The 21,797-nt window shown below is 71.6% G+C and carries 19 protein-coding genes; 12 read left to right on the forward strand and 7 right to left on the reverse strand.

The window, feature by feature from the left end; translation table 11 throughout:
* Positions 1-70: 70 nt before the first annotated feature.
* On the reverse strand, positions 71-1,933 hold the full coding sequence (asnB, locus tag ACIBJE_RS23355) for an asparagine synthase (glutamine-hydrolyzing) (RefSeq protein ID WP_396751608.1): 1,863 nt from the start codon (positions 1,931-1,933) through the stop codon (positions 71-73).
* Between the two features lie 278 nt (positions 1,934-2,211).
* Between asnB and ACIBJE_RS23360 the strand changes: the two genes are divergently transcribed.
* Both ACIBJE_RS23360 and ACIBJE_RS23365 read left to right on the forward strand, forming a co-directional pair.
* Positions 2,212-2,679 carry an anthrone oxygenase family protein gene (locus ACIBJE_RS23360; RefSeq protein ID WP_396751610.1) on the forward strand — a complete coding sequence of 156 codons (468 nt, stop codon included), beginning with the start codon at positions 2,212-2,214 and terminating at the stop codon, positions 2,677-2,679.
* Positions 2,676-4,163 carry an MFS transporter gene (locus ACIBJE_RS23365; RefSeq protein ID WP_396751612.1) on the forward strand — a complete coding sequence of 496 codons (1,488 nt, stop codon included), beginning with the start codon at positions 2,676-2,678 and terminating at the stop codon, positions 4,161-4,163. The genes ACIBJE_RS23360 and ACIBJE_RS23365 overlap by 4 nt, the downstream gene beginning before the upstream one ends.
* Positions 4,164-4,835: 672 nt before the next feature.
* Here the strand turns inward: ACIBJE_RS23365 and ACIBJE_RS23370 are convergent.
* On the reverse strand, positions 4,836-5,771 hold the full coding sequence (locus ACIBJE_RS23370) for a DUF6410 domain-containing protein (protein ID WP_396751614.1): 936 nt from the start codon (positions 5,769-5,771) through the stop codon (positions 4,836-4,838).
* 73 nt (positions 5,772-5,844) lie between these two features.
* A complete protein-coding gene (locus ACIBJE_RS23375; RefSeq protein WP_396751616.1) occupies positions 5,845-6,312 on the reverse strand; it encodes an anthrone oxygenase family protein in 468 nt (155 codons plus the stop codon).
* Positions 6,313-6,578: 266 nt separating this feature from the next.
* Between ACIBJE_RS23375 and ACIBJE_RS23380 the strand changes: the two genes are divergently transcribed.
* The 4 genes from ACIBJE_RS23380 (at position 6,579) to ACIBJE_RS23395 (ending at position 11,872) form a co-directional block, all read left to right on the forward strand.
* On the forward strand, positions 6,579-8,291 hold the full coding sequence (locus ACIBJE_RS23380) for an acyltransferase domain-containing protein (protein ID WP_396751618.1): 1,713 nt from the start codon (positions 6,579-6,581) through the stop codon (positions 8,289-8,291).
* A 40-nt stretch (positions 8,292-8,331) separates the two neighbouring features.
* On the forward strand, positions 8,332-10,407 hold the full coding sequence (locus tag ACIBJE_RS23385; protein WP_396751620.1) for a multicopper oxidase domain-containing protein: 2,076 nt from the start codon (positions 8,332-8,334) through the stop codon (positions 10,405-10,407).
* Positions 10,408-10,539: 132 nt separating this feature from the next.
* A complete protein-coding gene (locus ACIBJE_RS23390; RefSeq protein ID WP_396751622.1) occupies positions 10,540-11,076 on the forward strand; it encodes a hypothetical protein in 537 nt (178 codons plus the stop codon).
* Entirely contained in the window at positions 11,069-11,872 is an 804-nt protein-coding gene (locus ACIBJE_RS23395; RefSeq protein ID WP_396751624.1) for a MerR family transcriptional regulator, read from the forward strand. The genes ACIBJE_RS23390 and ACIBJE_RS23395 overlap by 8 nt, the downstream gene beginning before the upstream one ends.
* A gap of 11 nt (positions 11,873-11,883) precedes the next feature.
* Here ACIBJE_RS23395 and ACIBJE_RS23400 read toward each other — a convergent pair whose 3' ends face one another.
* The gene (locus tag ACIBJE_RS23400) at positions 11,884-13,761 is read right to left on the reverse strand and encodes a sigma-70 family RNA polymerase sigma factor (protein ID WP_396751626.1); all 1,878 of its coding nucleotides are present in this window, start codon (positions 13,759-13,761) and stop codon (positions 11,884-11,886) included.
* A 104-nt stretch (positions 13,762-13,865) separates the two neighbouring features.
* On the opposite strand from ACIBJE_RS23400, the gene ACIBJE_RS23405 reads away from it, so the two are divergent.
* The 3 genes from ACIBJE_RS23405 (at position 13,866) to ACIBJE_RS23415 (ending at position 18,220) form a co-directional block, all read left to right on the forward strand.
* The gene (locus ACIBJE_RS23405; RefSeq protein WP_396751628.1) at positions 13,866-16,370 is read left to right on the forward strand and encodes a S8 family serine peptidase; all 2,505 of its coding nucleotides are present in this window, start codon (positions 13,866-13,868) and stop codon (positions 16,368-16,370) included.
* 232 nt (positions 16,371-16,602) lie between these two features.
* Positions 16,603-17,832: a helix-turn-helix domain-containing protein gene (locus ACIBJE_RS23410; protein WP_396751630.1), complete on the forward strand. Its 1,230-nt coding sequence runs from the start codon at positions 16,603-16,605 to the stop codon at positions 17,830-17,832.
* Positions 17,833-18,052: 220 nt separating this feature from the next.
* On the forward strand, positions 18,053-18,220 hold the full coding sequence (locus tag ACIBJE_RS23415; protein WP_396751632.1) for a hypothetical protein: 168 nt from the start codon (positions 18,053-18,055) through the stop codon (positions 18,218-18,220).
* Between the two features lie 43 nt (positions 18,221-18,263).
* Here ACIBJE_RS23415 and ACIBJE_RS23420 read toward each other — a convergent pair whose 3' ends face one another.
* The gene (locus ACIBJE_RS23420; RefSeq protein WP_396751634.1) at positions 18,264-18,941 is read right to left on the reverse strand and encodes a hypothetical protein; all 678 of its coding nucleotides are present in this window, start codon (positions 18,939-18,941) and stop codon (positions 18,264-18,266) included.
* Between the two features lie 180 nt (positions 18,942-19,121).
* Here ACIBJE_RS23420 and ACIBJE_RS23425 point away from each other — a divergent pair, with 180 nt between their 5' ends.
* The 3 genes from ACIBJE_RS23425 (at position 19,122) to ACIBJE_RS23435 (ending at position 20,072) form a co-directional block, all read left to right on the forward strand.
* Positions 19,122-19,601, forward strand: a complete 480-nt coding sequence (locus ACIBJE_RS23425; RefSeq protein WP_396751636.1) for a DUF2975 domain-containing protein — start codon at positions 19,122-19,124, stop codon at positions 19,599-19,601.
* Entirely contained in the window at positions 19,601-19,807 is a 207-nt protein-coding gene (locus ACIBJE_RS23430) for a helix-turn-helix transcriptional regulator (RefSeq protein WP_107256509.1), read from the forward strand. The genes ACIBJE_RS23425 and ACIBJE_RS23430 overlap by 1 nt, the downstream gene beginning before the upstream one ends.
* A 100-nt stretch (positions 19,808-19,907) precedes the next feature.
* On the forward strand, positions 19,908-20,072 hold the full coding sequence (locus tag ACIBJE_RS23435) for a hypothetical protein (RefSeq protein WP_396751638.1): 165 nt from the start codon (positions 19,908-19,910) through the stop codon (positions 20,070-20,072).
* A 25-nt stretch (positions 20,073-20,097) separates the two neighbouring features.
* Here the strand turns inward: ACIBJE_RS23435 and ACIBJE_RS23440 are convergent, their stop codons facing one another.
* Both ACIBJE_RS23440 and ACIBJE_RS23445 read right to left on the reverse strand, forming a co-directional pair.
* On the reverse strand, positions 20,098-20,526 hold the full coding sequence (locus tag ACIBJE_RS23440) for a hypothetical protein (protein ID WP_396751640.1): 429 nt from the start codon (positions 20,524-20,526) through the stop codon (positions 20,098-20,100).
* 73 nt (positions 20,527-20,599) lie between these two features.
* The gene (locus ACIBJE_RS23445) at positions 20,600-21,796 is read right to left on the reverse strand and encodes a M24 family metallopeptidase (RefSeq protein WP_396751642.1); all 1,197 of its coding nucleotides are present in this window, start codon (positions 21,794-21,796) and stop codon (positions 20,600-20,602) included.
* Position 21,797 lies beyond the last annotated feature (1 nt).

The following is a 21,797-nucleotide window of genomic DNA, read 5'->3' on the forward strand; positions in this document are numbered from 1 at the left end:
CCACGAGTGCTCGGGAAACGCTGGCAGCCGTTCCTCGACGAGGGATCGAAGACGACTGGGACGGTGCCGGTCAGAGATCGACCCGCACCCGGTACTGGTCGAGCCACATGTTGAGCTGGAAGAGCATCTCCACGTGGGTACGCGCCACCCAGGCGCGCGGGCCGGAGACCAGGCTCTCCGGGTCGGCGGCGAACGCCTTCGCGGCGGTCACGTCCACCAGCCCGGCGATCGGGGCGTCGCGGTCCGCGGTCAGCGCCAGGAGCTGGTCGCAGAGCGCCTTGCCGTACGCCGCGTCCTGGGTCACCGGGTACGGCGACTTCTTCCGGTCGACGATGGCCGGCGGCAGCACGTCCTGCACCGCGGCGCGCAGCAGGCTCTTCTCCCGGCCGTCGAAGCTCTTCTGCGACCAGGGCGCGGAGTAGACGTACTGCACCAGACGGTGGTCCAGGTACGGCAGGCGCAGGGACAGCCCGACCGAACCGGCGATCGCCTCCGAGTGCGGCAGCAGGGTCTCCAGCCAGTTGGTGACGCCGAGGTACCACATCTCGCGCATCCGCTTCTCCTGACCGGTCTCACCCGGCATCAGCGGCACCCGGTCCATCGCCTCCCGGTACCGACCGCCGGTGTAGCCGCGCATGTCGAGCCGGTCCAGCAGGCCCGCGTCGATCAGGTCGGTGCCCATGCCGTGCTTGCCGCCGCCCCAGTGGGCCATCGCGATCCACGGGAAGGTCTGCGCCTCCATCAGCGGCGGCATCGACAACCACATGGCGCCGCCGAAGATGCCGTCGGCGGCGTCGCCGAGCAGGGCCAGCGGGGTGCGCTCCTGCACCGCCCGGCAGAGCACGTAGAGCGAGGTGTTCATGTTGCCCAGCGGGCTCGGCACGTCCTTGGCCCGCAGCGCGTTCGCCGCGACGATCGGGTCGAGCAGGTCGGCCGTGTCCAGCACGATGTCGGTGTGCTCGGCGCCGATCGCGTCGACCAACTCCTTCACGTACGGGGCGTCGGAGCTGCCCCAGACCTCGTCCGGGTTGAACTCCTCCACCTCGCCGAACGAGACGGTGAAGGTGTGCAGCGGTCCGTCACCGCGCTTGGCCAGCGCCCGGGCGGCCAGTGCGGTCACCGCGGAGGAGTCCAGACCACCGGAGAGCATCATGCCCAGCGGTACGTCGGCGGTGAGCTGCCCGCTGACCGACTGCTCCAGCAGTTCCCGGACGGTGGACACGGTGGTGTCCAGGTCGTCGGTGTGCGGCTGTGCCTCCAGCGCCCAGTACCGCTCCTCCCGGTGCCCGGAGCGGGTGACCCGCACGACGTGCCCGGCGCGCACCTGGTGCATGCCCTTGAACACGCCGTGGCCCGGGGTGCCGGCGTAGGAGAGGATCTCCCGCAGGCCGTCGGCGTCCAGCACGGCCTCGGCCTGCGGGTGGTCCAGGATCGCCTTGCGCTCCGAGGCGAAGAGCGTGCCGTGCGGGGTGGGGTAGTAGAAGAGCGGCCTGGCACCCAGCCGGTCCCGGACCAGCAGCAGCTCCTCGCGGCGGACGTCCCACACCGCGAAGGCGTAGCCGCCCTCCAGCTTCTCGGCCAGCCCGGCGCCCCACTGGAGGTACGCGTACGCCACCACCTCGGCGTCGCCCCGGCTGCGGAACCGGTGCCCGTGCGACTCCAGTTCGGCGCGGAGCGCGGGCGCGTTGTAGACGTCACCGTCGACGGCGACGACCGCGAGCACCTGGCCGTCCGCCTCCACGACGTACGGCTGGCGACCGCCGTCCAGGTCGACCAGCGCGAGCCGCCGGTGGCCGATCGCCGCGCGGGGGGACGTCCAGATCCCCTCCGCGTCCGGCCCCCGGTTGGCCATCGTGGCGCTCATGGCTCGGACGGTGGCCTGCGCGCGGGACAGGTCCCGTTCGTAGTCAACCCAGCCAGCGATACCGGACATGGCTCGTCTCCTTCATTCGCGTCGTCAGGCGCGCAGCGCGGCCCCGGACCGGGGCGATGCGTCCCGCCGACCGGTCGCTTGCTCGCGGTCGATGCTCAGTGGTCCGTCTCGGGTCTGCCTCAGGGCTCGGTCGAAGGTCACGCATGCCCTGTCGTCACGCGGCCATCGACGCCGGTGGCTTCTCGCGGCGTCGAGCTTTCCTCCACGTCGTCTTGAGGCGGCGCCGTGATCCTCGCTGGCGGAGTTCGTTGCCGGACGCGACGGAAGATGGCGAGCCGATGAGAGAGACAATTGCGCAGGCGCTGGCGGTAATCGCCGTCGGCGGCATGGGGATCGTGGCAGGGGTGTTCTTCGCCGTGGCGGTGAGCGTGCTGCCGACCCTCAACACCCTGCCGGCGGGGAGCTACGTCGCCCTGCACCGCAAGCTCGGACAGGGGTACCACCCGTCGATGCCGCTGATCGTCAACTCGACGATGATCGCCGACATCGCGCTGATCTTCCTGGTCGAGGGGACGACGAACCGGTTGCTGTTCGTCCTGGCCTCGGTGCTGGCGCTGGCCGTGCAGGGGGTGTCCCACTTCGGCAACGTCCCGATCAACAGGAGCATGCTGCGGGTGGACCCGGACGCCGTACCCGACGACTGGAACGACCCCCGCCCGCAGTGGCGGCGGCTGCACCGGTTGCGTACCGCGCTGTCCCTGGCGGCCCTGACGGTGACCGCCGTGGGCGTGGTGGTGCTGCCGTGACCGCGACCACCCCCAGCCCCACGCCCGACCTGGTGTCCCCGTCCCCGGTCGCCGCCGCGCGGGCCACCGACCCGCCGCCCGTGCGGCGGCTCGGGTTCACCGTGATCATGCTGGCTGCCTTCATGACCAGCTTCGACACCACCGGCGTCAACATCGCGGTGCCGGCCATCCAGGAGAGTCTGGGCGGGAGCTACGGCGCGATGCAGTGGGTGATCGCCGGCTACACCCTGCCGTTCGCCCTCCTGCTGGTCACCGGAGGTCGGCTCGGGGACGCCTACGGTCGCAGGCGGTTGTTCCTGGTCGGGCTCGCCGGCTTCACCGTCGCCTCGCTGCTCGCCGGGACGGCCGGTGACGTCGGCTGGCTCGTCGCCGCGCGGGTGATGCAGGGCGTCGCCGCCGCGATCATGGGTCCGCAGGTCCTCGCGATCTTCCAGGTCCTGGTGCCGCCGGCCCGGCGGGGCACGCTGCTCGCCATCTACGGCCTGGTCATCGGTCTGGGCACGGTCTCCGGTCCGATGCTCGGCGGCATCCTGCTGGGCGTGGACCTGTTCGGCTGGGGCTGGCGCACCATCTTCCTGATCAACCTGCCGGTCGGTGTGGTCGCCTTCGTCGGTGGGCTCCTCTGGCTGCCCGAGTCCCGCGACGAACGCCGGCGCGGCTTCGACTTCGGCGGGGTCTTCCTGGCCGCCGCCGCCCTGCTGCTCCTCCTGCACCCGCTGATGTACGGCCGGGAACTCGGCTGGCCCTGGTGGTCCTGGGTGTGCCTGGCCGCGGCCGGCCCGGCGTTCGTGCTGCTCGTCCGGTTCGAGCGGCGCAAGGAACGGGCCGGTGCGTCACCGCTGGTGGCCCTGCACCTGTTCGGGCAGCGGGTCTTCACCGCCGGCGTGCTCGCGAACGGCATCGCCACGGCGCTGATGTACGGCTTCTTCCTGACCTTCGTGGTGTTCCTCCAGAACGGCCTGGGTTACAGCTCCGAACGCACCGGCTGGGCGATCTCGTCCATGGCGATCGGCAGCGCGATCTCCTCGATGGTGGCGATCCCCCTGGCCCGGGTCGCCGGGCGGACCGCCCTGGTCGTCGGCGCGATCCTGATGACGCTCGGCATGGCCGCGTTGAACGTGGTCGTGGTCGTCTCCGGCGACCGGCTCACCCCGCTGCCGATCGTGGTCACCCTCGCCGTCGTCGGCATCGGGATGGGCCTGGTCACCGTCCCGATCCTCAACGTCACGCTGGCCAGCATCCCGAACGTCGACGCCGGATCCGCGTCCGGCATCTTCTCCACCGGCAAGCAGGTCGGCGGGGCGCTCGGGGTGGCGGTGACCGGCGCGGTCTTCTTCGGATTCGTGGTCGACCAGGACGAAGCCAGCCGGGACCGCTTCGTCGACGCGATGGGCTGGACCCTCGGTGTGCAGGTGGTGCTCTGCCTCCTGGTCCTGGCGCTGGTCTTCGTCCTGCCCCGCAAGGTCGACCCCGCCACCTCCTGACCGCGTCGGCCCGCCACCTCCTGACCGCGTCGGCCCGCCACCTCCTGACCGCGTCGGCCCGCCACCTCCTGACCGCGTCGGCCCGCCACCTCCTGATCGCGCCGACCTCGGCGCCTGCCGACCGTGTCGACCTCGGCGCCTGCGCCTGCTCCTGTCCAGCGAGGCGGGTCCGGATCGTCACCGCCTTCGCCTGGTCGGGGTGCCCGCGACACCGGGCACCCCGACCAGGCGCGTGACGCCCCGCCGCCCGCCCGCCCCGGTCTTCCCCGCTGCGGGGGGCTTTTCCCACCGTGTCCCTCCGCGGCCTCCGGCGCCCCGCCCTGCCGTCGCCCCGCCCACCCCGGCCCCGCCCCCGGCCCCGGCCCTGCCTCCAGCCCCCCTTTGCGGCATCCCGGCGTCTGGAGAGCGAGGGAATGCCCGGTTCTCCGCAACCTGGGTGGGGAGGGCCGGTGTGGGAGGGGCCGGCTCTGGGTGACCCGTGCGGGGGCGGACGGTGGTGGGGAGGCCAGGTTGTCCGTGCGTCAGGTCCGGGATCGGGGCCGGGGCCGTTCGGTCCGGCAGGGGAGGTCGGGCCCGGGTGGGGGAGGCGTGGGCCAGCCGAGGCAGGAGGCGGGGAAAGGAAACGGCCGGGCACCCGCAGGGGGTGCCCGGCCGACTCGGCGACAGGACGGATCAGCGCGACGAGGCGACGTCCTCGTGGCGGCTGGTGCCGGAGCGCCGGCGGAACGGCAGGCGGAGCAGGGTGGCCAGGCCGACGAGCACGCCGGTGATCATGATCAGGCCCCAGATCGCGTCGGGCACCTGCCGGACGGCGAGCGTCGGCATGAGCAACAGCAGTGCCGCCGCGGCGAGCCCCGGCCAGCGCTGGCCGACCGGCACCGCGCGGTACCGGTCCCGGCCACGGACCGTGTGGGCGGCGAACCAGACGAGCGGGACGACCAGCAGCAGCGCCCAGAAGCCGGGCAGCAGGAGCGAGTCGCCGAGCTGGTCCTTCACCGGCGCCACGCTGAGCAGCAGGGGCACCCACCAGTACGCGAGCACCACGAACACGGTCAGTGCGAGCGCGGTGGCCCACATGACGCCGCGCGTGCGCTCCCGCCGGAACGCCTGCTCGATGATGTCCACCGTGTTGAACGGACTGTAGATCCTGCTTCGGCGACGCAGCACCAGCATCGGGACAGCGGCGACCTCGAGTCCGCCGTACCGCATCGCCCCGCAGAGCAGCATGCCGAGCGAGGTGTAGACGGCCAGCGCCTGGTGCAGCGGGTCCGAGCCGATTCCCATCGGGTAGAGCAGCATCGGCAGCTGCAACAGTGCCGCCGGGATCCACGGGCTGACACCACGGAACCGGTCGATGCGCCCGAAGAACCAGACGACCGCGGTGTAGGCGGACGCCACCACGGTCAGCCAGACCACCACCATGACCAGCTCACGCCCGTCGAGGGCCGCGTCGATCCGGTACCGCAGGTTGGCGAACGAGGTCAGCCCGAGGAGGACCCGGAACCAGGAGGACCAGGTGCCGGCGTCGCGACCGATCACAGGTGTGCGCTCGTCGGGTGGGTCGTAGTGGCGCACCGCCCGGTCGGCGGTGCCGGTGTCATGGCTCATTGCGTACGTACCTCCATGGAGTGGTTCCGTCGAAAGCCCGGCGGTCATGGGGTGTCCCGGCCAGCCGGGTCGGCTAGAGCAGCGGGCCGACGGCGATCGCGCTGACCGCGAGAGCGGCGACGACGAGGGCGGTCCGCAGCGAGTTCCACCTGCCCCAGCGAACGCGGGGGTTGATCTCCTCGAAGTTCTCCGGTAGCCGGTCCGGGTCGAGGGTCTTGAGCCATCGGTTGATCGGGACGTTCTTCGTCAGCGAGATGACGATTCCGCCGAAGAGCAGGACGGCCGCCACCCCGAAGCCGATCCGGGGCACCGGCTCGTCCAGCACGATGGTCAGCAGCAGGTCGACGATCAGCGATGCGATCATGCAGATCGGCATGAACGGATCGAAGCGGGTCACCAGGAACTGGTGGATCGGCACGTACTGGTCGGTCGGCAGCCGCAGCAGCAGCGGCACACCGCCGAGCACGGTGATCATCAGCCCGCCGGCCGCCATCCCGGTACCCGTCAGGGTGATCGGCACCAGGAGCTGGGTCCAGGTCATCTCGTTCTCGCTTCCCACCTCGGGGTGACTCGACCGTCGAAGGTCGATCTGGCTTCGGGACATCCTCGGCCCGCCGTCTCGACACCAACTCCGAAATCGCTGGAGAGCCGGCCGGCGCTCGGCCCTTCCAGATGCCTTCGAACCGTTTTCGAGCCCCGTCCGCCAGCCTCGGTACGGACTTGGACGACATCGGCGCGACCCGCTCGGGCAGTCCTGGATGGGTCGCCGGCGGCGGTCGGGCTCGGAGCGGGAGAGGGGTGACCGCGATGGCAGCGACTGACGCCGCGATCGTGAGGTGGGCGGTCGGACCGGCGGAGCGGGACGGATCGGGAACCACCGGCCGGGCGGCGACCGTCGCGGCGGTGCTCGACGAACTCGGCCCGACGGTACGGCGAGGGCGCCGCACCTCGCTCGTGCTGACCGGCACGACCCGCCCGGCCGAGCACCAGGGCGGGCTGACCTCGGCCTGCGTGCCACCGGGTGCCGCCGGGACGACGGTGCACGTACCCCGGCTCTGCGCGGCGTTGCACCACGCGGCGACCCTGCTGGCCCGGGCCGAGACCGACCTCGCCCTGGTCGCCGCCGAACTGGAGGACGAGCCGGGCCGCTGGCTGGTGGTGGCGCTGCGCCGCCTCGCCGAGTCCTGGTCGCAGGAGGAGCCGCCCGTGGCCGTCGTCCGGATCGGCGACGACCACACCGAGGCGGACCGCTGCGAGTTCGACGTGCTCCGCCCCGGCGACCTGCGCCGCCTGCTCACCGACGGCTGCCACCACCCGAGGTCCGCCGCCGACCACCGGCCACCCACCCCGGTCGCGCTGCCGGACATCTCCCGGCGCGGTCAGGCGGTCGTCCTCCTGCCGCCTCCCGTACCGGCACTCCCGTCCGGCGCCCCGCTGGCGACCGGCAGGTCGGCCGCCGACGAGGTGACCGAAGGGCGGCGGGCCGGCGAGCCCAAGGGCCGGGGCGTCGCGCTGCTCTTTCCGGGCCAGGGGGCGCAGTACCCGCGGATGGGTGCCGGGCTGTACGGCCACGACCCCGTCTTCACCACCACGATGGACACCTTCTTCGCCCTGTGGGGCGACGGTGGGGACCGGCTGCGCGAGGAATGGCTCTCCGACGACCCGAGCATCCCCCTCGACGACGGTTCCCGGACGCAGGCGCTGCTGTTCGGCGTCGGCTACGCCCTCGGCACGATGGTCCGCTCCTGGGGGGTGCGTCCGGTCGCCCTGCTCGGCCACAGCGCGGGGGAGATGGTCGCCGCCACCCTGGGCGGGGTGTTCAGCCTGCCCGCCGCCGTGCGGCTGATCCGGGCCCGGGTCACCGAGGTCCTCCGCACCCCACCCGGTGGCATGCTCGCCGTCGCCGCGTCGGCCGACGAACTCCAGCCGTACCTGACCCTGGATCCGAGCGGGCAGGTCGCCATCGCCTCCGTCAACGCGCCCCGGCAGACCTTGCTCGCCGGTCCGGCCGAGGCGCTGGCCGTGGTCCAGGACAAGCTGGGCGAGCAGGGCTACGTCTGCCGACTGGCCAGGGCACGACAGGCGTTCCACAGCCCGGCGATGCGCGGGGCGGCGTTGGCCACCCGTCTCGCGGTCGAGGCGGCCCGGCCCGGTCCACCGGTCGACACGGTCTACTCCGCGTACGTCGGTCGGAAGCTCGACGCCACCACCGCCGAGGACCCCGCCTTCTGGACCACCCAGATGGCCGATCCGGTGCTGTTCTGGCCGGCGCTCGACGCGCTGCTCGCCACCGGTGACCTGTTGTTGGTGGAGGCCGGTGCCGGCCAGGGGCTGACCAACCTGGCCCGTCAGCACCAGACGGTGCAGTCGCGGGCCAGTGACGTGGTGGCGCTGCTACCGGCCTCGCCCGGCACGCCGGAGGCCGACCGCAGGAGCGTTCTCGCCGCCGCCGCGCGGATCCGGACCGAGGGTCACGCACCCCGACAAAACACAGTGGACGGTACGGTTGCCAGTCGCTGACCGATCACACCCTGCCATCGCCTGATCACGGAGGACGTCTGTGCTGTTTGAAACCTATCTCAACCTCGACATCGAGGTTGCCCTCTTCCTCACCCTCCTGTGGGGCACGACCGCGATCCTGGTGGCGCGTAGACCACGTCACCGATCCGATCGACGGGGCCGACGTCGAGCCACGTTCATGCTGGTGCTCGCCGCTCTCGGCGGACTCCTCGTGGTCGGCCGTCTGGTCACCACCGCGCTGATGGGCAGCTTCGACTACCTCTTCGTGGCCGACCGGGTCGCCGTCGCGCTGCCCCTGGTGGTCCTGCCGGCGGTGGCGGTGCTGCTGCGGGCCGTCCCCCGGTGGCGCGCGTACCGGCGGAACCCGTCGGCGGAAACCCGGTTGGCGACCTTCGCCCCGCAGGCGGTGGTGCCGTTCCAGGCCACCGCGCTCGGCGCACTGGCCGGACTCGTCACCGCGATCATGGTGACCATGGGTCCGCCGCAGCTCATCCCGATCCTCACCACCTACGTCAGCTTCTTGACCGTCCTGGTCGGACTCTGGCTATGGCAGCAGCACCGGTACCTGGTGGCCGAGAAGGGCGGTCCGGTCCAGCGCTCCCGGCCGGTCCGGGCGTTGCGTGCGGTCGCCGTCACCACGGGGTTCGTCCTGGTGCTGGTCGGCGGGCTGAGCCTGGCGGCCAACCAGACCGTCCTGCCGGGACGGATGAACATGACCGACCACGCGCACGGCGGCGTCTCCGCGGCCGGCGCGCACGGCCACTCCGCCGGCCGTACGGTCAGCGTGGCCGACCTGACCGGGCCGCGTGACGAGACGCCGGACCGGAAGTTCACCCTGGTCGCCGAGGCGAAGAAGCTGCGGCTGGCCTCCGGCAAGGAGGTCGACGCGTGGCTGTTCAACGGACAGAGCCCCGGGCCGGAGCTGCGGGTCAAGCGCGGTGAGCTGATCGAGGTGACGGTGCACAACAAGGTGCCGGACACCAACGTGTCGGTGCACTGGCACGGCGTGGACGTGCCCAACGCGGAGGACGGCGTCGCCGGGGTGACCCAGGACGCGATCCAGCCCGGCGGCACGTACGTCTACCGGTTCCGGCCGGACGAGGTCGGCACCCACTGGTACCACTCCCACCAGCAGTCCTCGGTCCAGGTCAAGAAGGGCCTGTTCGGGCCGCTGATCATCGAGCCGGAGCAGTCGGACCTCGCCCCTGGCACGCAGGACCTGATCATCTCGGCGCACACCTGGTACGAGGACGACCTGCCCCTGGAGCCGCCCGCCATCGGCACCGTCGACCAGCTCGACCGGCGGCGGATGGCCCCGGGCGTCCCGGTCCGGCTCCGTCTGATCAACACCGACGGCTCCACCCACCGGTACTCGCTGACCGGCACGCCGTTCAAGGTGGTCGCGATCGACGGCAACCCGATCAACCAACCGACCGAGGTCGCCGGCGAGCAGATCGTCATCGGCGGCGGTGGCCGGTACGACCTCGAGTTCACCATGCCCGTGCAGCCGGTCCGCCTCACCGAGCTGCGGCGCTTCGGCAAGGAACTGCGGGTCGTCGACGGCGGTCTGCTGCTCAGCGCCGACGGCACCGGTGACGTGCAGCCGGACAAGCCGCAGGAGGCCTTCGACCCGACCACGTACGGCTCCCCGCTGCCCACCCCGTTCGGCCGGGACAGCAAGTTCACCAAGACGCACTCGCTGGTCTTCGACAACGAGCTGTGGTTCTACGACGGCAAGTTCGGTGTCGTCTGGGCCAGCAACGGCATGGCCTTCCCGAAGGCCCCGTCGCTCACCGTCCGCGAGGGCGACCTGGTGAAGGTGCGCTTCGCCAACCGCAGCCACTTCGACCACCCGATGCACCTGCACGGCCACCACGTGCTGGTGCTCAGCCGCAACGGCAAGCCGGCCACCGGCAGCCCGCTCTGGCTGGACACGGTCAACGTCGAGGTGGGGGAGATTTGGGAGGTGGCCTTCAAGGCCGACAACCCGGGTCTGTGGATGGACCACTGCCACAACCTCGACCACGCCGCCGCCGGCATGATGTCCCACGTCATCTACGAGGGTGTGACAACGCCGTACGAGGTCGGCCACGACACCCCGAACGAGTTGGAGTAGCGAACCGCTGGCGTGGACGGTGGCCCCCGGCCCTATGGCCGGGGGCCACCGCGTCGGTCGCCTCGTGGGGGTGGGACGAGATTCCCGGATCCAACTTGACTCTCACGCTGCGTGAGGCTGGAGGGTGAGCGCATGAGCGACTACTACGACGCGTTCGAGATCAGCCCCGTGCCCACTCCCGGCCCGGACGCGGTTCCGCCGGAGCCGTTCCATGGCATCTATGGAATGCCCGCGTTCGCGACGATCCCCACGAGCGATCTGGCGGCGTCGGTGGACTTCTGGATTCGTGGGCTCGGGTTCTTCGAGCTGTTCACCATCCCCGGCACGCTTGTGCATCTGCGCCGGTGGGCGTTCCAGGACGTACTCCTCGTCCCGGCGGCGAGCGTTCCGGAGCAGGCACCAACGATGAGCTTGAGTTTTTCGTGCGTGCTCAGTCAGATCGATCCCCTTGTCGAGGCCTGTCGTGCATTGCGCCCGAACTCGGTCGACGGTCCACGGGACACCTTCTGGAACACCCGCGACGTGGAGGTGACCACCCCCGAGAACGCACGGATCGTCTTCACTGCGGCGAAGCCCTTCGATCCGGCCAGCCAGGAGGCGCGGAACCTTGAAGCCATCGGGATCACCCCACCGGGCGTCGTTCGCGGCGACAATGGGGAGCATGCCTGATGCCACCGACGCCGACGGCCTGACCGTCGGTCAGGTCTCGACGCGTCTGGGCGTGACAGTCCGTGCGCTGCACCACTGGGATGAGACCGGTCTGGCGCGACCGTCGCTGCGCACGGCTGCCGGCTACCGGCTCTACACCGCCGGTGATCTGGAACGCCTGCACCGCATCGTCGTCTACCGTGAGATCGGCCTCGGCCTGGACAGGATCCGGGCCATCCTGGACGACTCGACCGCGGACGTGCCCGGCGCGTTACGCGAGCAGCGCACCCAGGTTGCCCAACGGATCGACCGCCTTCAGCAGCTCAGCGCCGGACTGGATCGGATGATCGACGCCCACGAGCGCGGCCTGCTGCTGACCGTCGAGCAGCAGGCCGCGATCTTCGGCCCGCAGTGGAACCCGGACTGGCCCGCCCAGGCCCGTCAGCGCTACGGAGACACGACGCAATGGCAGCAGTACGCCGAACGCTCCGCCTCGCGCAGTCCGGAGGAGTGGCAGGCCATCGCCGACACCATTGCCGACCTCGACCGTGCTCTCGGGGACGCGATGGACGCCGGCGTCACCCCGGGCAGCCCGCAGGCGAATCAACTCGTCGAGCGGCACCGTGAGGTTTTTGCTTCGTACTTTCCCCTCACCCGGCAGATGCAGGTCTGTCTCGGCCGGATGTATGAGGCCGATCCGGCATTCGCTGCCCACCTCGACGGCATCCGGGCCGGCCTTGCCACGTGGTTCCGTCGGATCATCGACGCCAGTGCGCGCGCCCACGGCATCGACCCCGACACCGCGACCTGGCAGTAGCGCCGGTACACCTAGCCGGGCCGGACACACGGGTCGGTGACCTGGTACGTCGGACTCTGCGCCGTGCGTCCGTCCTCGGCGGTCATCCGCACCGTCCAGGTCAGGGCCGTCGTGCGTAGCCGTCCCACCGTCGCCTGCGCAGACGACCCGTCCACGGTCATGGCCTGGGTCGACGTGGCACCCCCGACGGGCGTCCAGCGCACCTCCGCCTCGTCGACCGCGGCGCTGCCGGTGGCCCGCACGACCAGGCTGTAGGTGTCCTGACCGCAGCGTACGTGTGCGTTCGCCGACACCGTGAACGCCCGGGGCGGCGGTGGCGCGGTGGTCGGTCGGGCCGCAGCCGGCGCGGTGGTGGGCGCGGCTGTCGTGCCCGGCCCGGCGGTCGGTGCGGCGACGCCCGGCCGGGTACCGGTCGCGGGGGGCGCGGCAGCGGTGCCGGTCGCGGCGGGTCTCGGTGCCGTCGGGGCGACGGAGCCGGTGGCCGTGGCGGTGACCACGGAAGCGGTCACCGCCGGGACCGCCGCAGCCGGCGTCGCCGACCCACCGACCGTCGCCCCGACCGTCGCCGCCACCGGTTCGGCCCGGCGTCCGGGCGCGAGCGCCCAGGTGCCGGCCAGGACGAGGAGCGCCACCAGTCCAGCGGTCGCCGCCAACCGCCGTCGGCGTCGCCGGTCGCGGGTCGCCGCCGATGTCACTCGGGTGGGGTGGGCCGCAGCACGCGGCGCCCTGTCCCCCACGGCCACGGTGGTCGCGCCTCCCGCGGCCACGGTGGTCGTGGACCGGGGGGCCGATCCGGCTGACGACCCTGCGGCGGCCTGACCAACCCCTTCTCCGGCGGGCCCCTCTCGCGGCTCGGAGGCGGGCGCGTCACCCCGCTCCGCAGTCGGTCCGGAAGCTGCCGTGTCGTCGGCGGATCCGCTCGGCTCGGTCGTCGCCGACGACGCGGTCGTCGCATCGGGAGCCGGCTCGACCTCGGCGCTGCCGCCGACCGCGTCGGCCACCTCGCCGGTCGTGTCGACCACCTGGCCGTCGGTCGTGTCGGCCACTTGGCCGTCGGTCGTGTCGGCCACTTGGCCGTCGGCCGGGCCGGCCCCGGCCAGTCTCGGCAACACCGTGTCGGCGACGACGAGGAACCCCGGAGCCGTGTAGGCGGACAGCAGCGCCGCCGGGTTGAGCTGCTCGCGTCGCAGCAGCCCACACATGGCGCAGTTGTCGATGTGCCGGGCGACCCGCTTGCGCAGCGTCGGGGTGAGCCTGCCCTGCCAGCCGTCGATCAGGTCGGCCAGGGCGGGGCAGTCCCGGGCGCCGCTGCGGGCGACGAGCAGCGCGCCGAGCGCCCGTTCGAGCTGGGTCCGGGCCCGGGACAGGCGGGCGTGTGCGTGGTTGGCGGGCACTCCGAGGGCCGCGCCGATGTCGGCGGAGGACAGGTCATGGCGGATCGCCAGGTGGACCACCTCGCGATCGCCCGGATTCAGGGCGGCGGCTGCGGTGTGGACGAGATCCCGTACCTGCGCGGTGTTGACGTCGGTGCCCGGGTCGGCGGTGTCGGCCACCGGCTCGGCTGCTTCCTCCAGAGGCGAGGAACGGGACCGGTCCCGGATCAGCCGGAGGCATTCGTTGCGCACGATCGCGTACAGCCAGGGGCGTAGCCGGTCGGGGTCGCGGAGCTGGTCGATGCGCTGGCTGGCGGTGAGGAACGCGTCGTGGACGGCGTCCGCAGCGGCCTCCGGCTCGCGCACCAACACCCGGGCGTACGTGTAGAGCCGGTCGGCGTACCGCCGGTACAAGCCTTCCAGACCGGCCCGCTCGCCCCGGCGTACCGCCTCGACGAGCGTCCGGTCGTCCTGCGCCGCCGTGTCCATCCGTGACCCCCACTGCTCGTCGACCATTCTCAGTGAAGCGGCCGGAAAAATTCTCCGGGGTTTTCTGTTGGCATCCCGACCCGTGCGGACTCACACCGGTGTCATCGCACTACGGACACCGAGGAGACGCTGTGACACCCACACCTTCCGCCCGCCGACTGATCACCGGTTCCCGCCGCTTCCTGGTCACCGCCGTCGTGGCGGCGCTCGTCGGCGGACTCGTCGCGCCCGGCGCGGCGGGAGCCGCCGTGTCGGCACCCACCGGCCGGACCGACGCGTCCGGCAGCACCGGCGAGGCTCCGCTGGACTTCCAGGTCGACCCGAGGTTGCCCGTGCCTCGGCTGTCGATCGATCCGGTCGGTCGGCTCGGCACCGACCGGGAACTCGGCGTGGTGGCCGGGCCGGACGGCTCGCCGGCCGGCCTGGTGCTCGACGAGGTGATGGTACGGACATCCGACCAGGCCGAGTTGGACGCCTTCCTGACCCGCTGGGACGGCCAGGTGCTGGACTCGTTCCCGCCGGACGAGCAGGGGCAGGACCATCTGGTACGGGTGGACGCCGACCGCGCCGACCCGACGAAACTGGTCGCCGACCTGCTCGCCGCCGAGCCGCGCCAGTCCGGTGTGTACCGGGTCGGCGACGAGCGGGCGCTGCGACTGCTCGCGCTGGCCGCCGCCGAGTGGCGGGCGGGAACCGAACTGGTCCTCGACTGGCTGGTGGAACCGGCCGGCATCGCCGACGGCAAGGTCTTCGAGGCCCCTAACATCAAGAAGAACGTCTTCGACTGGTCGTACATGGGGTCGGGTAACGCGATGGACACCGGCGTCGCCAAGGCCTGGCAACTCCTCCAGTCCAAGGGCAAGCTGACCAAGCAGGTGAAATACCTGGTGCTGGACGGCGGGTTCCAGACCAACCCGGACTTCCCGGCCAAGGTGACGCTGCACACGGTGGAGTGGGGCAAGCCCAACACCAACGACTGCACGAACGGCGCGCCCTGCCCGTGGCACGGCACCGACGTGGTGCTCGCCGGGATGGGCCAGGTCGACAACGGCTACGGCACCGCCGGGCCGGCCGGGCCGGTTGTCGACGAGCTGGTCGCCGTCCGCAACGGCATCGACTACTGGACGGTGCTGCGTCGGCTGGAGAAGGCCGCCGAGGCGACCCGTCCAGACGTGGTGAACCTCAGCTTCGGCCGGGACGTGACCCTCGGCAAGGCGCATGCCCGCACCTGGACCGACCGGCGGATGAAGCACGTCCGGGACACCGGCGCGCTGATCGTCTCGTCGTCCGGCAACAACGGCAAGAACATCGACGGCAACACGCTCTTCGTGCCCTGCGAGAGCGTCCACGTCATGTGCGTGGGCGGAATGAAGAGCGACGCGACGGTGTCGGACGGGTCGAACTACGGCACCAGTGACGTCGCGACCTCGGTGGAGATCTACGGCCCGATGTGCGTCCAGGTCCTCCTCGACCCGGCCAATCCGGGTGGCAACGCCACGGAGGCCCGGTGCGGCACCAGTCTGGCCGCGCCGTTCGTGGGCGGGGTCGCCGCGCTGGTGATGGCCGCCAACCCGGAGCTGACCGCCGCCCAGGTCCGCGACATCCTCAACGACACCGCCCACGTCGGCGGGCTCGGCTGGAAGGTGACCGGCAGCCAGCGTCGGATCGACGCCCTGGCCGCGGTCGCCAGGACGCTGGGCGTGAAGCCCTCGGTGAGCATCACCACGCCGAAGACCAAGCAGCAGTTCACGGTGGGTCAGTCGGTGGACCTGTGGGGCACGGCGACCGACTTCGCCGGCAAGGAGCTTCCGCTCACCTGGACCAGCGACGTCGACGGACACCTGGGGAACGAGTCGATGACGTTCGTGCCGTCACTGTCGGTCGGCACGCACGTCGTCACGGCCAAGGCCACCGACAGCCTCGGGCAGACCGCCTCGGCGACGGTCACCGTCACGGTGGTGGACAGCCCGGCGACGGCGGCCATCATCTCGCCGCCGGCGGGGCTCACGCTTCCCGCAGGGCAGGCCGTCAGTCTGGTCGGCACCTCCAGCGACCCGGACACGTTCGGGCCGGTGCCGGACACGGAGGCGTCCTGGACGGTACGGCGGGGCAACGAGGTGGTCTTCCAGAAGGGCGGTCACCAGGCCACCCTTCCGGCGGGCACGGTCACCCCGGGGACGTACACCGTGACGTTCACGGCGGGGCAGGCTGTCGTGCAGCGCGTCTTCACGGTCACCGTGGTGCCCGCCGGGCAGGCCCGGCCGACCGCCACGATCACCAAGCCCGCGTCGGCCCTGGAGCTGTCGACGATCGACGCCGGACCGGAGTCGGTCGCCTTCGCCGGAACCGGCACCGACGCCGAGGACGGGGCGGTGCCGGGTACCCGCTACCGGTGGACCGCGTACGGTGACGGCGGGGTCAAGAAGGTGCTCTGCCAGGGCAGCGCGGTGCCCACCGGTGGCCCGATCGACGACAAGGTCGTGCCGAAGAGCTGCGCGAGCTTCACCGGAGAACTGGCCCCGCTGGACAGCGGGACCGTCACCACCACGTGGTCGGTGTGGCTGGAGGTGTTCGACTCGACCGGCCTGGTCGGCGTGGACTCCGTGCTGGTCGAGATCCAGACCGTCGCGCCCTGACCGGTCATCCGTACCCGTGGTCCCACACCGTTTCGTCGGTGTGGGACCACGGGGCGTTCCGCCCCCGGTGCCGACCGGACCGGACGAGGCTTCCCGGGCTCCGTGGCGTCGTCGGTTCGCGCCACGCGAGCGCGTAGCGGCACGGTGAGAGCTCCCGGCCGGTGTAGCGTCCAAAGTGGCGGCCAGGGGAGGCCGGCGGGCCGCCGCTCAGCCCGATACCTGGGGAGCGATTGTGGAACCGACCATCGGAGACAATCTCGCCGCGATCCGCCAGCAGTCGACGCTGACGCAGGAGCAGCTCGCCGAACGTGCCGGCGTGGACGTCGGAGTCATCCGCAAACTGGAGCAGGGCGCGCGTAAGAGTGCCCGCCTGCCCACCCTCCATGCGCTCGCCCGCGCCCTGGGCGTACCCACCAGCGCGCTGATCGGCGACACCTCCCACGCTGCCGCCCGAGCCGAACCGGACCACCGGCCGCTGTCCCTCGCGGAGATCCGCCGTGCGGTCGTGCCTGTCCGGGGCCTCGCCGGGACGGTGCTCACGACGCCGGCCGGCGACCCGCCGCAGCCGGAGGTGCTGCGGGCGCGGCTGCACGCCGTCGACCGTGCCTACCACGCCAACGACTACGCCCGTGTGCTGGCCGACATGCCAGCACTGCTGCTCGACGTCCGCGCTGCTGCCGGTCTGGCTGACGAGCGCGACCAGGCGAGCGCGTACACCCTGCTCGCCCGGACCCAACACCTCACCGGGAACCTCCTGATCCAGCTACGCGCCAGCGACCTTGCGTTCACCGCGTTGTCCGGTGCGCTGGACGCCGCCCGACGAGCCGGCAACCAGGTGGTGGCGACGACCGTCATCAAGGGCATGTGCTGGGTGCTCATCCGGCAGGGCCGGTTCGTCGAGGCGGCCGAGCTGGCAGTCGCCACCGCCGACCAGGTCGAGCCCAGGTTCAGCCGCGCCGCACCCGACGAGTTGGCCGCGTGGGGGTGGCTGCTCACGGTCGCTGCTGCCGCACGGGCCCGAAACAACGAGCCCGACGTGGCAGCCGAGCTGACGACCGCTGCGGCGGCTGCGGCAGTCCGGATCGGGCGGTGGGCCCCGGAGCCGGGGCACCTGATGATGGTCGGCGGGTTCGACACCGCGCGGGTGCATATGCAGCGAGCCGAGAACGCGGCGGTGGCCGGCGACCCGGGCCGGGTGCTGGAGTTGGCGAAGCACGTCCCGCCGGGACCGACGACGGTGGCGTCCAGTTGGCAGCGGCACCGACTGGACGTGTCATGGGCCCACGCCGAGCAGCGACGGTACGCCGACGCGACCGAGGTGCTGCTCGACCTACGGGCCACCGCGCCAGCGTGGCTGCGGCAGCAGCGGTACGCCCGGGACATCGTCCAGGGCATCTCGACCCAGCGGCGGCGGGCGATGTCACAGGAGCTGGCCGACCTGGCCGCGCTCGTCGGCGCGTAGCTGGTACCTCCTGCACCACTCCCGTCATCGACCGTTGATCGTGCACCGGATCGCATCTGTCCGACCCCGGCCGATTCCGTGAACATGTGATCACAGGGCGTGATCGACGTGGATTCCGTCAGCGGGCGGTCCGTCGCCGTCGCGCCCCTCAGTTGGCGCGGCGGCGGTCGGCCCTTCCCCCCGAGTGCCAACGCCGCGCACCCAAGGCAGGAGGGCGCAGGTGGACGGTACGCAGGCAGGTCCGGAGCACAACCGAGGCGAGCAGATCGAGGCGGCGGAACGGGGGGCGGCCAGGCAACGGCTCCTCGCCCAGGCCGAGGCGGATCGGATACCGGCGGAGGAGACGACCCGGGCGGTGCCGGAGCGGCGGTGGCGCCGTGAACAGTGACCTCCTCCCGGCCGGCCACCGGACCCGGGACGACACTGCCGGATCAGCAGCGCTGCCGCTGACCCGTGTAGTGGACGCCGACCTTGCCGATCACGGTCAGGTCGGTGAGCGCGGTGTTGGCGGCGCGGGCGACGTAGCACGAGTACCGGTGCTGGTTGATCACCTCAAGGTGGATGTGCGCGCCGCTGTCGCCGTTGACCTGGTAGCAGCTGGAATACCGGAACCGACCGGTCTCGCCGAGCTTGGTCCACGGGCCGACCGAGGCGCCCACCACGATGTTGCCGGGCTTGTTGGCGACGTGCATGACGTCGGCCCGGGCGAGGATCGCTCCGGTTGTCGTGTCGCGGGCCTCCAGGCCGATCCGGTAACCGCCGTCGGCGAGGTTGCCGGTCGCGCATCCCGGCCGCACGGTCACCACCGTGACCGCCACGGGGTGCCCGGCGGCGGACGTGGTGCCGAAGGGGGAGACGACGGTGGCACCCGGGTTGCGGTAGATGTCGACCGACCAGTCGTTCATGTACCCCCAGTTCGAGAAGACGACGTGGTGCCCGCTCGGTCCGGACAGGCCGAAGCGGTCCCAGGTGGACGAGCCCTGGACCGGCGGGTAGACGTTGACGGGGTCGGCCGTGGCGTGCGCACCCGCGGGGGTGACCGGCGCGACGGCGGCGCCGACGGCGAGCACCAGGGCGGTGACCGTGCGAGCAAGGCGGAATCTCACCATTCCTCCAAGGTGTCCTGGCGGCTGCGGGGCCAGTGCCGACGTCCCGAGTCGGGAGAGCCCGAGTATCGGCGTGATCCTATATCCAGGAAGATCGTTCTGACGTCCTGCCGGTTCGCGCTGTCCTCGGCGCGAACCGCCGAACCGATTGACTTTCGATAGGTTCCGGGTGATAGTCGATGCATGCTAGCTGAGCATCGAGCGGTTGCCCCGCTCAGAGCCTTCCTCGTGGTGCTGTTCGGGATCCTGGTCATGTTGCAGACCTTCTCGCTGCCCGGACAGTTCGCGCACATGGCCGAGGAGTCCCCGGACATGGCCTACCTCCGGTGGCCGATGACCGCCGTCGCGGTCTTCTGGGTGCTGTGTGTCCAGGTGGTGATCGTGGCGACCTGGAAGCTGCTCACCCTGGTCAAGCACGACCGCATCTTCAGTGACGGCGCGCTGCGCTGGGTGGACGCGATCGTGTGGGCGATCACCGCCGCCTGGGCGGTGCTGGTGGGTGTCTTCCTCTATGTCGGCTTCAACGCGTCCGATCCCGGACTGCCGCTCCTGCTGTTCCTGATGGTGGTGGGTGTCGCTGCGCTGGGTCTGCTGATGGTGGTCATGCGGGCGCTGCTGCGGCAGGCCACCACCCTGCGGACCGACATGGAGGCGGTGATCTGATGCCCATCGTCGTCCGGATCGACGTCGAGTTGGCCAAACGCAAGATGAGCGTCGGCGAATTCGCCGAACGGGTCGGGCTCACGCCCGCGAACGTGGCCGTGCTGAAGAACGGACGGGCCAAGGCGGTCCGGTTCAGCACCCTGGAGGCCATGTGCCGGGTGCTCGGCTGCCAGCCCGGCGACCTGCTCGAGTGGGTCGAGGAATGAGCCGTCCCGGTACACCACCTGCCACGCACTGAGCACCTGGATCAGGTCGACCCGCGCACCGGCACGTCCCGTGGCGCGTCGGCCCCTCGAAGGAGACCTCATGAAGTACGTTCTCGCCGTCGTCGCCCTCCTCGCCGTAGCGCTCGGTGTCGCCGGCATCGTCTACGGGGAGGCCGACGACTCGCCCGGCCTCCAGCTCCTGGGCGCACTGCTCGTCGTCGGCGCGGTCGGGTACGCCGTGCGGCTCGCCCGACACAGCAGGTAGCGGTACAACCGTCGGCGTTCGGCCCTCACCGGGAGCCGGGGGCGGCCGGGTCGGTCTGGTCGACGTCCCGGGTCGAGAGCGCGAAGTCGTGTGCGAACTCGACGGCGTCGTCCAGGTGCAGGGCGGTCATCGGTGCCTCGGCCAGCGGCGGTGTGTCGAGGGTGACCGAGTAGCGCGTACGCACCACCGTGTCGTCCGGCCCCTCCTCCTCGATCTCGGCCAGAGCGGGCGGCTCGCCGGGCGACCAGTGCCCGGAAGCGGTCCAGGTGTATCGAATCTCGATCTCGTCGCCAGCCGGGCAGGACCAGGTCAGGTGGCCGACCGACCCGCCGCCGACGTTGGCGCAGGCGCTCCAGCCGGTGCCGTCCGGGCGGAGGCAGAGCCAGCTCGACTCCATCACCCCGTAGTCGTACGGCCCGGTGTCCCACAGCCCGACCAGGTTCTCGTCCCGCATGCCCGACATGATCGCAGGAGCAACGTGCGCCGGAGCCCGACGGGCTCCGGCGCACCGGTGGTACGGGTGGGGATCAGTCCAGGACGATCAGGTCCCGGTCCAGGGTGGTGAGCATGGTGTTGCCGTCGGCGGTCATCAGGAACGGGTCCTCGACCTGGACGGCCCCGAGGCCGAACTCGTAGTAGGGCGTCTCGATGTTGACGATGACCCCCTCCTCGAGGGTGTCCTCGTTCTCCGGCGTGATGTTCACCCGGTCGTACAGTTCGACGCCGATGCCGTGGCCGACGTGGTTGCGGCGGTAGTGCGGCACTCCCGCCTCGTGCACCGCGTCGACCACGAGCCGGAACAGCTCGCCGCCGGTCATCCCCGGCTTCGCCTCCTCGAAGGCCCGGTCGCAGCCGGCCTTCATGGCGGCGTAGTAGCGGCGCAGCCTCTCCGGCGGCTCGCCGAGGTTGACCACCCGGGCGATGTCGGCCCAGTAGCCGTCCACGACGCAGCCGACGTCGAACCAGATGGCGTCGCCCCGGTCCAACGCGACGTCGCTGGGGCGGGTCTGGCCCCACACCCCGGCCCGGCCGATCTTGATGTGGCTGAACTTGGCCCGGCCGCCCGCGCCGGCCACCGCCCGTTCGAACTCGCGGACCAGTTCCCGTTCGGTCACCCCGGGAGCGGCGAGCGCGTTGACCGCCTGGATGCCGATCTCGGCCACGTGCGCGGCGGCGGTGACGCTGCGCACCTCCCGCTCGGTCTTGACCTTGCGAGCCCAGCGCAGCGAGGTCGACGCCAGCCGCACGTCGAGCCGGGGCAGCTTCTGCCGCAGCGCGTCGACGTAGCCGTGTGCCACCCCGTCCTCGTCGAGGCCGATGCGGGCCTCGGCGAGCCCGGCCCGGCGCAGCGTCTCCACCAGGGCGTCCATCGGGGTCGGCACCACCGGGGCATCCACCGAGGTCGCGACGAGCTTCCGCTCCCGGTCGGTCAGCGCGACGCCGTCGGGCAGCTCCCGGAAGAAGACGCCGTAGCCGATCGCGCCGGCGATCTCGACGGACGCGTCCAGGGCCTGGTCGATGTCGCACCGGGAGGCGACGAAGTGCGGCCGGTCCAGCGCGTCCCGGGTGACGACCGCGTACGCCTGGCCGGTGTGCGGGAAGATCTCCAGGCCGACGGCGGCGACCCCGGTCAGGTAGTAGACGTTCTCGATCGTCGTGGCGACCAGCCCGTCCAGGCCCTGTTCGTCCATGAACCGGGCCAGCCGTTCGAGGTTGGCGAACACC

This window comes from Micromonospora sp. NPDC050187 (assembly GCF_044459745.1).
In the GTDB taxonomy this organism is placed as follows: domain Bacteria; phylum Actinomycetota; class Actinomycetes; order Mycobacteriales; family Micromonosporaceae; genus Micromonospora.